This window comes from Sphingomonas sp. PP-F2F-G114-C0414 (assembly GCF_003688595.1).
Taxonomy (GTDB): Bacteria; Pseudomonadota; Alphaproteobacteria; order Sphingomonadales; family Sphingomonadaceae; genus Sphingomonas.
The window spans coordinates 507,810-519,802 of sequence record NZ_RCWT01000011.1; the positions used below are offsets into that span (position 1 = coordinate 507,810).

Below are 11,993 nucleotides of genomic sequence, written 5' to 3' on the forward strand. Positions count from 1 at the left end.
ATCAGATGTTCTGGTTGACGTATTTGAGCATGTCGTCGGTCGCCGAGATCATCTTCGAATTCACCTCGTACGCACGCTGCGTCTCGATCATGTCGACGAGTTCCTCGACGACGTTGACGTTCGACGCTTCGAGCATGCCCTGCTTGATGTTGCCGCGACCGTCCTGGCCCGCGACGCCGACATTGGCCGCGCCGCTCGCCGCGGTCTCGACGAGGTAATTGTCGCCGGTCGCCTGGAGCCCTGCGCCGTTCGGAAAGTTCGCCACCTGGATCTGGCCGAGCTGGGTCGCTTCGGTCTGGCCGGGGACGGTCGCCGACACGGTGCCGTCCGACCCGATCGTGATCGCGGTCGTGCCCTGCGGCACGGTGATACCGGGTTGCACCTGATAGCCTTCGCTGGTGACCAGCAGACCTTCTGCCGAGCGCGAGAAATTGCCCGAGCGCGTATAGCCGAGCGTCCCGCCGGGCATCTGCACCTGGAAATAGCCGTCGCCGTCGAGCGCGAGATCGAGGCTGTTGCCGGTCGTCTGCATCGCGCCCTGCGTATCGACGCGCGCGGTGCCCTGGATCTTGACGCCGGTGCCGAGATTGAGCCCGGTCGCGTATTTGGTCTCGGACGTGCTCTGCGCGCCCGGTGTCGTCACGACTTGGTAGGCGAGCGTCTCGAACGCGGCGCGGTCCTTCTTGAAGCCCGTCGTGTTCACGTTGGCGAGATTGTTCGAGATGACGCGCATGCGCATATCCTGGGCGTCGAGCCCGGTACGCGCGATATGCATGGCTGCGGATGACATTCGTCGGTTCCTTCTAGCTCGGCAGGCGCATCACGGATGCGCCGCTTTCATCCATGTCCTTGGCGGACTTCAACATATTGGCCTGGACTTCGTAACTGCGCTGGTTCTCGATCATGTCGACCAGCGCCTGCGTCATGTTGACGTTCGATCCCTCGATGGCCCCGCCCTGCACCTTCGCATCGAGATCCTCGGGCAGCGTCCCCCCGCCCTTGACGCGCAGCAGGTTGTCGAGGCCCTTGACCGTCTCCGACCCCTTGGTGTCGGCGAGCTTGAGCTTGTCGATGACCTGCGGGTTCTTCGCGTCGCCACCCTGCGGCACGATCGAAATCGTCCCGTCGCCGGCGATCGACAGCGACTGGTAGGGCGGCAGCGTGATCGGCCCCCCCGAGCCGATCACCGGATGCCCGTCGCCGGTCTGCAGCACGCCCGATGGCGCGACCTCCAGGTCCCCCCGCCGCGTGTATGCCTCCGAGCCGTCCGATGCCTGCACCGCCAGCCACGCGGTGGTGCCGGTGATCGCGACATCGAGCGGCCGCCCGGTCTGCTGGATGGCGCCCGGCGACCGGTCCGCGTCGGTGACCTCCTCGGAGGTCGGCGCGCGTGCCTCCAGCGTGGTGCCGTCGCCCTTCAGGTTCATCCGGTCGAACACCACGCGATCGGCGCGGAATCCGGTCGTCGACGCGTTCGCCATGTTGTTGGCGATCGCCGCCTGCGCCGCCATGTGCGCACGCAGGCCCGACGCCGCGGTGTAGACCAGCTTGTCCATTCAGGGTCCCCTGCGCGCTTTTTCGGTCAGCTGCGGATGTTGAAGATGGTCTGCGAAATCTGGCTGGCGGTATCCAGCGCCTTCGAATTCGCCTGGAAATTGCGCTGTGCCGCGATCAAATTGACCAGCTCCTCGGTGATGTCGACGTTCGATCGTTCGATCGTCCCCGACATCAGGTTGCCGAGGCCACGCTGACCAGCCGTGCCGGCGATCGGGCTGCCCGAGACGCCGGTCGATGCCCAGCCGCTGTCACCGAGCTGGCGCAGACCCGACGGGTTCGAGAAGTTGACGAGTGCCACCTGGCCCAGAGCCTTGACGTCGCCGTTCGAGAAGCTCGCCTTGACGATCCCGGCATCGTCGACGGTCACGCCCTGCAACTGGCCGACCGCAAGGCCGTCCTGCGTCTGCGTGGCAACCTTGAACGACGCCGCGCTCTGCGTGCTCGCGGTCAGGTCGAGGCTGATCGCCTGCGCCGACCCGCTGGCCGGGGTGAACGCGTCGAACGTGGTCTTGGCCGCCGGAGCTATCAGCTGCCCGGTGCTGCCGAACTGCAATTTCACGCTGTCGCTGCCGCCTGCCGTCATCGGCTTGTCGCCGACGAAGCTGTAGACCGACCAGGTCGACGACAGGTCGGCGGTGCCGCCCTGGGGCGTTGCGATCGGCGCCGTATCGCGGACGTAATAGCTCGTCATCGCCATCGGATTGCCCTGCGAGTCATAGACCGAGGTGGTCGTCGCCTGGTTGTACGACGACACGTCGAGGCGGTTGAACGTCGCGTTCGCCGGCTGCGCGGTGTTGGCGTTCAGGTTGACACCCAGCTTGACGTCCTGCGTCGCCTTCAGCGCGCCGCTGGTCGCGGGCAGCGTCAGGTTCTGCAGCGTGTTCATGCTCGCCTGGATGACGTTGCCCGAACCGTCGACCGGATAGACCTGGAGGAAGTTGCCGTTCGCGTCGGTGACGTTGTTGTTGGCGTCGACCAGGAACGAGCCGTTGCGCGTGTAGTTGACCGTCGCCGAGCTCGGATCGGGCTTGACCGCGAAGAAACCGTCGCCCGACACGGCGAGGTCGAGCGCGCTCGCCGACTGGAGCAGATTGCCCTGCCCGAACTGCTGGCGGTTGCCCTTGACCATGACGCCCGAGCCAACCTGCTGCGACGGCGCGACCGACACGCTCGAGGCGATCACGTCGGCAAAATCGGTGCGGCTCTTCTTGAAGCCGTTGGTCGAGACGTTCGCCAGATTGTGCGAGATCGTCGCCATTTCGGCCTGCGAAGCCTGGAGACCGGAAAGCGAGGTATAGAAAGACATGCGGTGAACTCCTTGAAATTAGGGGGTGCGATCAGCCGATCTGGCGGATGGCGCTGGCCGGCACTTCGCCGATGCCGGGGAGAGTAAGGACGGCGGAACCGGTGGTGGTCGAGACCGACTGGACCGGCGCCCAGACCAGATTGGTCGCGCCGACCGCGGCGCCGCCGCTCTGTGCCGCGACGCTGATCGTGAAGGGGCCATTGCCGGCATCGACCCCGGCGGCGTTCTTGCCGTCCCAGTCGTAGCCGATCGTGCCCTTGGCCTGCGGCCCGAGCGCCATCGTCTTGAGCGCGGCGCCGCTCGCGTCGCTGATCGTCACGTTGACGCCCGACGCCGCGGCGGCCAGCTCGACCGATCCGGCGATCCCGCCGCCGGTCCGGCCGTACGCGGTCGTGCCGGCGGTCAGCACGGTCTTGCCGACATAGCCCATCGCTTCGCTGGTGCTGGTGACGCCGAGCTTGTCGGCGATCGCCTTCATCGTCGAATTCATCTCGGATATGCCCGAGGTGGTCGAGATCTGCGCCATCTGCGCGACCATCTGGGTGTTGTCGACCGGGTTGAACGGGTCCTGGTTCTGCATCTGCGCGGTCATCAGCTTCAGGAAATCGGACTGGCCGAGGTTCGACGAGCCCGATGGGGTCGCCGTCTTGGCCGCCGCCGTCGAGGTGCGCGCGATACCGAGACTGTTCAGCGTGGAATCGAAAGATGTCGCCATGATCAGCGGCCTAGCTTGAGGGTATCGATGATGAGCGACTTGGCCGTGTTCATCACTTCGACGTTGTTCTGGTAGCTCCGCGCGGTCTCCATCATGTCGACCATCTCGCGGGTTTCATCGACCGACGCCTCGAAGATGTTGCCATCCTTGTCCGCCATCGGATTGTCGGGATCGTAGCGCTTGGTCGGCGCTTCGCCGGCGCTGACGACGCGCTCGACGTCGACCGTCGACATGCCGCTCGCCGCGTCGAAGCTGGTGCGGAACACCGGCCGCATCGACTTGTACGCGGTCTCGGCCGATCCGGTCGTGCCGCCGGCGTTGGCGAGGTTGGACGCGGTCGTGTTCATCCGGACAAGCTGCGCGGACATCGCGCGGCCGGCCACCTGGAAGATCGTCATGGGCTGGTTGGACACGTCTTATTCCCCCTTCAGCGCGCGGGTGATCGTGCTGATCCGCCCGTTCAGGAACGACAGCGTCGTCTGATACTGGACGGCGTTCTCGGCGAACGCGGTCTGCTCGTGGCTCAGCTCGACGGTGTTGCCATCGAGCGAGGTCTGCGTCGCGACGCGGTATTTGGTCGCGGCACTCGTGCCGCCATCGTTCTCGACCGACGCGAGCGCCGCGTTGAAATCGATGTCGCGCGCCTTGAAGCCCGGCGTCGACGCGTTGGCGATGTTCGACGCCAGCACGCCCATGCGCTGCGAGCGCACCTCGAGTGCCGCCCCATGAACTCCGAAAAGCGTGTCGCCTGACACAGGCCTGTCTCCCGGCGCAACCGTTGCGCAACCGGACATAAGCAATGCCCGTGCCAGTTTTCGCGATGTGGGTGGAGGATGTGGCTTTGCCGGTCGACGGCAGGCGGGCGGCAAGCAAGCAGCAGGGCGAACGGCAACGGCTTGCCGGTGCGGCAGTGATTGGCGGCAACGCGGTTGCCGGTTCGCAGCTCACCCAGTTTGTGAAGGGGTTAGAGAATGTTCGGCGGGCACGGCAGCCAAGCAGCCCACCCACCCCCAGCCCCTCCCTTCACGAGGGAGGGGAGAAGGCTTCGGCGAATATCCCGCTACACCCAATGTTTCCCCGCGAAGGCGGGGACCCAGACTGGACTCCCGCCTTCGCGGGAGAACAAGGAGGAGCCACCACGCCCCCCTCCCCATCCCTAGCGGATACGCCAGCCAGTCAGTTTCACCACCCCGGCGAAGGCCGGGGCCCAATTGGCAAGGTCGCAGCAACGAAGCCCCCCCCTTGAGTTAGCGACGTTTCCCAATTGGGCCCCGCCTTCGCCGGGGTGGTGGCCTAGGGGAAGGATCGGGCCTCACCCAACAACCCACAGCTTACTTCCCCCCTCCCTCATGAAGGGAGGGGCCGGGGGTGGGTGGGCCGCTTGGCGAGCACCGCAGCTCGCGACCAACGCGCCCAGCTCCCCGTTCACAAGGAGCGCAGCCACCACGCCCTCCCACAACGCCCCCAAAACTGGCCCACACCTTGCAGAGATCGCGCGTATGATCACCCCCGACCTCCTGTTCGATCCCGTCGCGCTCGCCATCGTCGGTGGCGGCACCGCGCTCGCCGTCGTCCTGCGCACGCCCGCCCGCGACCTCGGCCGCGCGCTCGCCGCGGTCACCATCCTCGGTCGCGCCCGGTTCGACGCCGATCCGTTGCTGCAGCAGATCACCGCGCTGTCGCGGATCGCCAAGCGCCACGGCGTGATGGCGCTCGATCGCTCGGTCATCACCGACACTGACGTCGCCGCCGGGATCGCCGCGATCGTCGACGGCGGGACGGCCAACAGCGTCGCGACTCTCGTCCAGCATCGTCGTCGCGCGCGGATCGAGCGCCACGTCGCCGCCGCCGATGCCTGGGCGGGCGCTGCCGAGGCCGCGCCGGCGATGGGCATGGTCGGCACGCTGATCGGCCTCGCGCAGATGTTCGCGACGATGAACAACCCCGACGCGATCGGCGGCGCGATGGCGGTCGCGCTGCTCGCGACGCTCTATGGGGCGCTGCTCGCCAATCTGGTGTTCATGCCGATCGCCAACCGCCTCCGCGCGCAAGGCCGTACCGAAGCATTCGAACGTGCGCGGATCGAAGCGCCGCTGGTGGCGCTCGCCGAGCGCGAGACGCCGCGCGGCTATGTCGCATCGACCCCGCTGCCGACCTTGGTCCCGGCGGTTTCGGCAGCATGACCACGAGCGACTATCCCGAGACGCCGCCCGGCAAACCGCTGTGGCTGATGACGCTCGCCGATCTCGCGCTCCTGCTCGTCGGTTTCCTCGTGCTCGTCCAGGCGAGCCAGCATCTCGGCGCGCGCGATCTGGCCAAGGGCATCCGCAAGGGTTTCGGCGCGCCCGTCGCCGAACCGACGCCGATGCCGGTCGCCGCCGCGGGCATGCTCGATTTCGCGCCCGGCTCGGCGATCATGCCGACCAGCCCCGGCGCGCTCGTCGCCTGGGCGCGCGAGGCCGGGCGCGATCCGCGCATGATGCTGACCGTCACCGGCTCGACCGACGGCACCCCCGCCGATGTCGACCCCACCACCGGCAGCGCCGCGATCCTCGCCGCCGACCGCGCCCGCACCGTCGCCGCCGCGCTGTCGGCGGTCGCGCCGTCGCGCGTGACGATCGTCACCACGACCAAACCCGGCCGCCGGGCCGCCATCGTCTCGCTCGCCTTCGTCGGCGAGCCGCAGAAGACCGCTCCCATGCAGAAGATCGCCCCGATGAGGACCATGCCATGATTCTTCCCCTCCTGCTGGTCGCCGCGAGCTTCCAGGACACCACCACCCTCGACGCCTCGGTCGCGGCCTTCACTGGCCGCCCGACCGGCGCCGAGGGCGGCGCGCGCACGCCGGTCGACGCGCGATTGCGGCTTGCGACCTGCCCGACGGTGTCGCTGTCGTGGCGCTCCGAACAGCATGACGCGGTCGTCGTCTCGTGCGCCGGGCCGGCGTGGCGGATCTTCGTGCCAGTGATCCGGCCGGCGAGCGCGCCCGCCGCGATCGCCGCGTCGTTCGTCCCCGTCGCCAAGCTTCCGCCGGTGATCAAGCGCGGCGATCCGATCGTGATCGAGGCCGGCACCGACGGCTTTTCGATCAGCCGCGAGGGCGTCGCGATGGGCGATGCCGCGCCTGGCGGTCGGTTCATGGTGAAGGTCGACGACACCCGCACGCCGGTCCAGGCGATCGCGGTCGAGGCTGGCCACGCCACGCTGCCCGGCTGGTCGAACTGAGCCCGGTCGACCCGGATTTTCGAACGGTTTAATTTTGCTAAAGCTTTCGAGCGTGCGGTCGTATCTCCTGATGTCAGCGCAAACCAAAGGATGCGGACATGGTGGATTCGATCGGCGCGAAGCCGTCAGTAGCAGGAGATCGCTCCGTCGCGCGCGTCGCCGCCGCGACGCCGACGACGGCCGTTCAGACGCCGGTACAGCAGGCATCGTCGCAGGCATCGGCCCAGCCCTCGGTCCTCTCGGACTCGTTGGCACTGGCGAAGACGATGGCCTCGTCGCCCCCGGTCAACGCGACTCGCGTCGCCGAGATCAAGAAGGCGATCGCCAGCGGCACCTTCCCCATCCTTCCCGCGACCATCGCCGATCGGCTGATGGCGCTCAGCCTGGCCTGGAATTCCAATGAAGCGGCGTGAAGCCCTGATCCGCGTGATCGACTCGCTGCATGCCGAGATCGCCGCGCTGAAGTCGAACGACGTCGCCAGCCTCGAGCGCGCGACCGCCGACAAGCTCGCCGGGATCGAACAGGTTGCGTTGCTCGGCACCGGCCCCGCCGGCACCGAGATCCGCGAGCTGGCCGACGAGGCGAACCGGCTCAACGAGACGTGCCGGATCTACACCAATTTGATGGCGGCAAATGTTCGCCGCCGCCTGCAAACCCTGACCGGCGATGGTGCCGTTGCCGGATATCGGCCGGGGTTGAGGGCGGCGTACGCTTAAGTAGCGCGCTCAGCCTTCCCCCACTCCGTCATCCTGACGAAAGTCAGGATCCAGGGTAACTGGGGACGGCGCTACATGGCTCTGGATCCTGACTTTCGTCAGGATGACGGCGTTACGGGAACCGAATACAAAAACTGGCACGCCCCTTGCTGAGTATCCCCTGAACCAGGGGCACCGCACACGGGCATGACCGTCAATCCTATCACTACCGGCCGGATCCAGTCCGCGATCGCGCTTGCGAGCAGCAAGACGGGCGTGGATTTCGACTATCTGCTGGGCCAGGCGAAGCTCGAGAGCGGGCTCAACGCCAATGCCAAGGCCGGCACGTCGAGCGCATCGGGCCTCTACCAGTTCATCGAACAGAGCTGGCTCTCCGTCGTCAAGAAGCACGGCGCCGAACACGGCATGGCGTGGGCCGCGAACAGCATCGGCCAGTCGTCGAGCGGCCGCCTCTCGGTCGGCGACGCCGGCACCAAGGCGGCAATCCTCGCGCTCCGCAACGATCCCAATGCCGCCTCGCTGATGGCCGCCGAATATGCGTCGGACAACAAGGCCTCGCTCGAAGGCACGCTGAACCGTCCCGCGTCCGGCACCGACCTCTACATGGCGCACTTCATGGGTCTCGGTGGCGCGACCAAGTTCCTCAAGACGATGCAGGCCAACCCGCAGGCGAGCGGCGCCGCGCTCTTCCCCGCCGCGGCACGCGCGAACCACAACGTCTTCTACGATTCGAACAACCAGCCGCGCACGCTGTCGGCGATCTACGACCGCTTCGCCGACAAGCTCGGCGGTGCCGCCGCGGGGGCAAGCGCGACCGCGACGCCCGCCAACTACGCCGCGCAGGCGCTCGAGCTGGGGGGCGACATGAACGGCAGCACGGTCATCACCGGCAACAACGAAAGCGCCGACGACGCGCTCGCCTGGGCAACTACCGCGATGGGCAGGTTCACCGGCAAGACGACGCAGGCCGCGGTGAACGTCCTGCGCCCGACGCCCGACACCGCGCGCCTCGCCTACATGATGCTCGCACGGCTGGGCGGCTAAGCGATGAACCGCATTCTCTCCAACGCGCGCGCGTCGGTCCTGCCGCTTGCGATCCTGCTGCTCGTGCTCGTCATGGTCGTGCCGATCCCGGCGTTCATGCTCGACATCTTCTTCGTGGCGAACATCGCTATCAGCCTCGCGGTGCTGATGGTCGCCCTGAACGCACAGAAGCCGCTCGATTTCTCCGCCTTCCCGACCGTCCTCCTGTTCGCCACCCTTTTCCGCCTCGGCCTAAACGTCGCCTCCACCCGCATCGTGCTGGTCCACGGCCACGAGGGCGAGAGCGCGGCGGGTCACGTCATCGAGGCGTTCGGCACGTTCCTGATCGGCGGCGATTACGTCGTCGGCATCTTCGTGTTCGCGATCCTGATGATCATCAACATGATCGTCGTCACCAAGGGCGCCGGCCGCGTGTCCGAAGTCAGCGCGCGCTTCACGCTCGACGCCCTCCCCGGCAAGCAGATGGCGATCGACGCCGACCTCAACGCCGGCCTCATCACCCCCGACGAAGCCAAGGCACGCCGCGTCGAAGTCTCGACCGAAGCCGATTTCTACGGCTCGATGGACGGCTCGTCGAAGTTCGTGAAGGGCGATGCGGTCGCCGCGATGCTGATCCTCGCCGCCAACATCATCGGCGGCCTGATCCTCGGACCCGTCAGCCACGGCATGACGATCGCCGATGCCGCGCACAACTACATCCTGCTAGCGATCGGCGACGCGCTCGTCGCGCAGCTGCCGTCGCTGATGCTGTCGATCGCCGCCGCCTCGATCGTCACGCGCGTCACCTCCGACAAGGACCTTGCCGGCCAGATCGGCGGCCAGTTCGGGTCGCCCCGCACCTGGACGCCTGTCGCAGTCATCCTCGCGCTGCTCGGCATCCTGCCCGGCATGCCGCACATGGTCATCCTGCCGGCAGCGGCGATCGCCGGGTTCGCCGCGTGGAAGCTGCGCCAGATCGAGCGCCGTCCTGCCCCCGTCGTGGTCGTCCCCGTCGAGACGATCGACCAGTCGAAGATCGGCTGGGAGGAAGTTACGGATGGCATGCAGGTCAATCTCGACATCGGTTACGGCCTCGTGCCGCTTGCCGACGAGCGTCGCGGGTCGCCGCTGATGGGGCGGATCACCGGCGTGCGCCGCCAGCTGTCGAAGGAACTGGGCTTCGTCGTGCCGCAGGTCCGCGTCCGCGACGACATCAACCTCGCGCCCTACGTCTACCGCATCCTCGTCAACGGCGTGGTCGTCGGCGAGGACACCGTATCGCCCGACGAGATGCTCGCGCTCGACACCGGCCAAGCGTTTGGCGATCTGTTCGGTAAGAAGGTCAAGGATCCCACCTTCGGCCTCGACGCGACCTGGGTCGACGCGGGCGACGCCGATGCCGCGACCGGTGCTGGCTATCTCGTGGTCGATCCCGGCACGGTGATGGCGACGCACCTCAACCACCTGCTCGGCCAGAACGCGGCCGAGCTGCTCGGCCAGGACGAAGTGCAGGCGCTGCTCGATGGTCTCAAGGAGCGCGCCGCGCAGCTGGTCGCCGCACTCGCGCCGCTGCCGATCACGACGCTGACGCAGGTCCTGAAAGGCCTGCTCGCGGAGAACGTGCCGCTCAAGGAATTCCGTCGCATCGCCGGCGCCATCGCGGTCGCCGCGCAGCGCACGCAGGACGCCGAGGAGATCATCGAGACGATCCGTCCCGAACTCGGCGCGCTCATCATCCAGAAACTGTGCGGCGTGCGCGAACCGCTGCGCGTCATGACGTTGGAGGGTCAATTGGAAGGTCTGCTCGGCCAGGCGATGCGCGCCGATCAATCGCGCCGCCACGTCATCGAACCCGATCTCGGCCGCCGCATCGTCGAGGCGCTGCAACGCGCCGCCGAACCGCTGATCGCCGAGGCGAAGCCGTTCGCGCTGGTCGTCCAGCCGACCATCCGCATCGCCATCCGCAAGCTGGTCAGGACGTGCCTGCCCGACACGCCGGTGATGTCGTTCTTCGAAGTGCCCGAGGAGAAGGCGGTCGAAGTCGTCGCGGTCATCGGTGCCTCGCAGCAGGCGCTCGCAGCGTGAGCGCGCTTCCGATGCGCGGTGCGTTCGACGATGCGCAGCCCTATACAGGCCAGCCGCTTACCTACCGCCCACACCAACGCCCCGGCGGCGACGCGGATCAGCTCGTCAAACAGCATCTGCCGCTGGTCCGCCGGATCGCCTGGCACGTGCATGGCAGCATGAGCAGCAGCGTCGAGGTCGAGGACCTGATCCAGGTCGGCCTGGTCGCGCTGGTCGAAGCCGCCGCGAATTTCGACGAGCGCGGCATGCCGTTCAAGACCTACCTGATCACGCGTTTGCGCGGCAGCATGATCGACGAACTCCGCCGCCAGGCGACGTCGACGCGCGGCGCGATGCGTCGCCGTCGGCAGTATGCCGAGGCGATCTCGACGCTCACCGCCCGCACCGGGAAAGCCCCAGGAGAAGACATGATCGCAGAGCATATCGGCGTGACGATCGAGAAACTCCGCACCGACTACGTCACCGCCGACTCGATCCGCTTCGACTCGATCGACGAGATGTACGCCGACGACCTGCCCTGGTTCGCCGACGACACGCCGGATGCGTTCGAGCAGCTCGCCGACAGCGACATGCGCGAGGCCTTGATCAAGGCGATCACCGCGCTCCCCGAACGCGAGGCGCAGGTGATCCAGCTCTATTATGTCGAGGAACTCAACCTCGAGGAGATCGGCGAAGTCTTCGGCGTGGGCTCGGCGCGCGTTTGCCAGATCAAGGCGTCCGCGCATGCGAAGTTGAAGAAGGCACTCGCCCGCCAGATTGCCTGAGCCCTGTCGCTTCAGCGCGCGGAAGGGTAATCGGCGCGGATGACGTTGGACGAACTCGGACCGCGCATCTGCATCATGGGGCCATCCAACAGCGGCAAGTCCACGCTGGCGGACGCCCTATCGCAGGCGCGGGGGCTTACCGCGATCCACCTCGATCAGCTTCACCATCTGCCGCATACCGACTGGGTTCCGCGGCCCGCAGACGAATTCGCCGTGTTGCACGACGCTGCGATTCTGGGCGCATGCTGGGTTATGGACGGCAATTATTCGCGGCTTCTCCCGCATCGGCTGGAGCGCGCCACCGGGGTCATCCTGCTCGATGTCCCCACCGCGGTCAGCCTCTACCGCTATCTGAAACGCTGCTGGTTCGATGATGATCGCCGCGGCGCGCTCGAGGGTGGTCGCGACACGGTCAAATGGGCGATGATCCGCCACATCACCATCGCCACTAGGGCCAACCGAGCCCGCTATGCCCGGATGTTCGAGGCTATCCACCTGCCGAAAGTGGCGCTCGAGTCGACCGGCGCGCTTGCCGCCTTCTACCGGTCGAACGATTTGCTACGCTGAAAGTCGATCCGGACCCCGTATCCTGCGGGGCCCG

General features: G+C 67.1%; 15 protein-coding genes. 9 read left to right on the plus strand and 6 right to left on the minus strand.

The window, feature by feature from the left end; genetic code table 11:
* Position 1: 1 nt before the first annotated feature.
* Genes flgG through C8J47_RS11460 form a run of 6 tightly spaced genes read right to left on the minus strand, consistent with a single transcriptional unit; the run spans position 2 to position 4,333 of the window.
* Complete coding sequence (gene flgG / locus C8J47_RS11435; RefSeq protein ID WP_056054219.1) at positions 2–790, minus strand: flagellar basal-body rod protein FlgG; 789 nt, start codon at positions 788–790, stop codon at positions 2–4.
* Positions 791–803: 13 nt separating this feature from the next.
* Positions 804–1,556 (minus strand): flagellar basal-body rod protein FlgF, encoded by a 753-nt coding sequence (gene flgF / locus C8J47_RS11440; RefSeq protein ID WP_056054217.1) that lies wholly within the window; start codon positions 1,554–1,556, stop codon positions 804–806.
* A gap of 26 nt (positions 1,557–1,582) precedes the next feature.
* Positions 1,583–2,863, minus strand: a complete 1,281-nt coding sequence (locus C8J47_RS11445; protein ID WP_056054214.1) for a flagellar hook protein FlgE — start codon at positions 2,861–2,863, stop codon at positions 1,583–1,585.
* 31 nt (positions 2,864–2,894) lie between these two features.
* Entirely contained in the window at positions 2,895–3,578 is a 684-nt protein-coding gene (locus tag C8J47_RS11450) for a flagellar hook assembly protein FlgD (RefSeq protein WP_121885739.1), read from the minus strand.
* Between the two features lie 2 nt (positions 3,579–3,580).
* Positions 3,581–3,976 (minus strand): flagellar basal body rod protein FlgC, encoded by a 396-nt coding sequence (gene flgC, locus C8J47_RS11455; protein ID WP_056054208.1) that lies wholly within the window; start codon positions 3,974–3,976, stop codon positions 3,581–3,583.
* Between the two features lie 18 nt (positions 3,977–3,994).
* Positions 3,995–4,333 carry a flagellar basal body protein gene (locus C8J47_RS11460; RefSeq protein WP_231420572.1) on the minus strand — a complete coding sequence of 113 codons (339 nt, stop codon included), beginning with the start codon at positions 4,331–4,333 and terminating at the stop codon, positions 3,995–3,997.
* Positions 4,334–5,077: 744 nt separating this feature from the next.
* On the opposite strand from C8J47_RS11460, the gene C8J47_RS11465 reads away from it, so the two are divergent.
* From C8J47_RS11465 to C8J47_RS11505, 9 genes are all read left to right on the plus strand, one after another.
* Positions 5,078–5,761: a motility protein A gene (locus C8J47_RS11465; RefSeq protein ID WP_121885741.1), complete on the plus strand. Its 684-nt coding sequence runs from the start codon at positions 5,078–5,080 to the stop codon at positions 5,759–5,761.
* The gene (locus C8J47_RS11470) at positions 5,758–6,312 is read left to right on the plus strand and encodes a hypothetical protein (protein WP_259467496.1); all 555 of its coding nucleotides are present in this window, start codon (positions 5,758–5,760) and stop codon (positions 6,310–6,312) included. The genes C8J47_RS11465 and C8J47_RS11470 overlap by 4 nt, the downstream gene beginning before the upstream one ends.
* Entirely contained in the window at positions 6,309–6,803 is a 495-nt protein-coding gene (locus C8J47_RS11475) for a flagella basal body P-ring formation protein FlgA (protein ID WP_121885742.1), read from the plus strand. Before C8J47_RS11470 ends, C8J47_RS11475 begins: the two co-directional genes overlap by 4 nt.
* Positions 6,804–6,901: 98 nt before the next feature.
* Positions 6,902–7,216: a flagellar biosynthesis anti-sigma factor FlgM gene (gene flgM, locus C8J47_RS11480; RefSeq protein ID WP_121885743.1), complete on the plus strand. Its 315-nt coding sequence runs from the start codon at positions 6,902–6,904 to the stop codon at positions 7,214–7,216.
* Positions 7,203–7,520, plus strand: coding sequence for a flagellar protein FlgN (locus C8J47_RS11485; protein ID WP_121885744.1), 318 nt, complete (start codon positions 7,203–7,205; stop codon positions 7,518–7,520). The genes flgM and C8J47_RS11485 overlap by 14 nt, the downstream gene beginning before the upstream one ends.
* A 186-nt stretch (positions 7,521–7,706) precedes the next feature.
* A complete protein-coding gene (locus tag C8J47_RS11490) occupies positions 7,707–8,564 on the plus strand; it encodes a lytic transglycosylase domain-containing protein (protein ID WP_121885745.1) in 858 nt (285 codons plus the stop codon).
* A 3-nt stretch (positions 8,565–8,567) separates the two neighbouring features.
* A complete protein-coding gene (flhA, locus tag C8J47_RS11495; RefSeq protein ID WP_121885746.1) occupies positions 8,568–10,628 on the plus strand; it encodes a flagellar biosynthesis protein FlhA in 2,061 nt (686 codons plus the stop codon).
* Complete coding sequence (locus C8J47_RS11500; RefSeq protein WP_121885747.1) at positions 10,625–11,392, plus strand: FliA/WhiG family RNA polymerase sigma factor; 768 nt, start codon at positions 10,625–10,627, stop codon at positions 11,390–11,392. Before flhA ends, C8J47_RS11500 begins: the two co-directional genes overlap by 4 nt.
* A gap of 39 nt (positions 11,393–11,431) precedes the next feature.
* Complete coding sequence (locus C8J47_RS11505) at positions 11,432–11,959, plus strand: AAA family ATPase (protein WP_121885748.1); 528 nt, start codon at positions 11,432–11,434, stop codon at positions 11,957–11,959.
* The last annotated feature ends 34 nt before the right edge of the window (positions 11,960–11,993 follow it).

Coding starts and splice junctions, on each gene's coding strand:
- C8J47_RS11485 (WP_121885744.1), top strand. CDS start 7,203: ATGAAGCGGCGTGAAGCCCTGATCCGCGTGATCGACTCGCTGCATGCC.
- C8J47_RS11475 (WP_121885742.1), top strand. CDS start 6,309: ATGATTCTTCCCCTCCTGCTGGTCGCCGCGAGCTTCCAGGACACCACC.
- C8J47_RS11465 (WP_121885741.1), top strand. CDS start 5,078: ATGATCACCCCCGACCTCCTGTTCGATCCCGTCGCGCTCGCCATCGTC.
- flgG (WP_056054219.1), bottom strand. CDS start 790: ATGTCATCCGCAGCCATGCATATCGCGCGTACCGGGCTCGACGCCCAG.
- flgM (WP_121885743.1), top strand. CDS start 6,902: ATGGTGGATTCGATCGGCGCGAAGCCGTCAGTAGCAGGAGATCGCTCC.
- C8J47_RS11450 (WP_121885739.1), bottom strand. CDS start 3,578: ATGGCGACATCTTTCGATTCCACGCTGAACAGTCTCGGTATCGCGCGC.
- C8J47_RS11470 (WP_259467496.1), top strand. CDS start 5,758: ATGACCACGAGCGACTATCCCGAGACGCCGCCCGGCAAACCGCTGTGG.
- flhA (WP_121885746.1), top strand. CDS start 8,568: ATGAACCGCATTCTCTCCAACGCGCGCGCGTCGGTCCTGCCGCTTGCG.
- flgC (WP_056054208.1), bottom strand. CDS start 3,976: ATGACGATCTTCCAGGTGGCCGGCCGCGCGATGTCCGCGCAGCTTGTC.
- C8J47_RS11445 (WP_056054214.1), bottom strand. CDS start 2,863: ATGTCTTTCTATACCTCGCTTTCCGGTCTCCAGGCTTCGCAGGCCGAA.
- C8J47_RS11490 (WP_121885745.1), top strand. CDS start 7,707: ATGACCGTCAATCCTATCACTACCGGCCGGATCCAGTCCGCGATCGCG.
- flgF (WP_056054217.1), bottom strand. CDS start 1,556: ATGGACAAGCTGGTCTACACCGCGGCGTCGGGCCTGCGTGCGCACATG.
- C8J47_RS11505 (WP_121885748.1), top strand. CDS start 11,432: ATGACGTTGGACGAACTCGGACCGCGCATCTGCATCATGGGGCCATCC.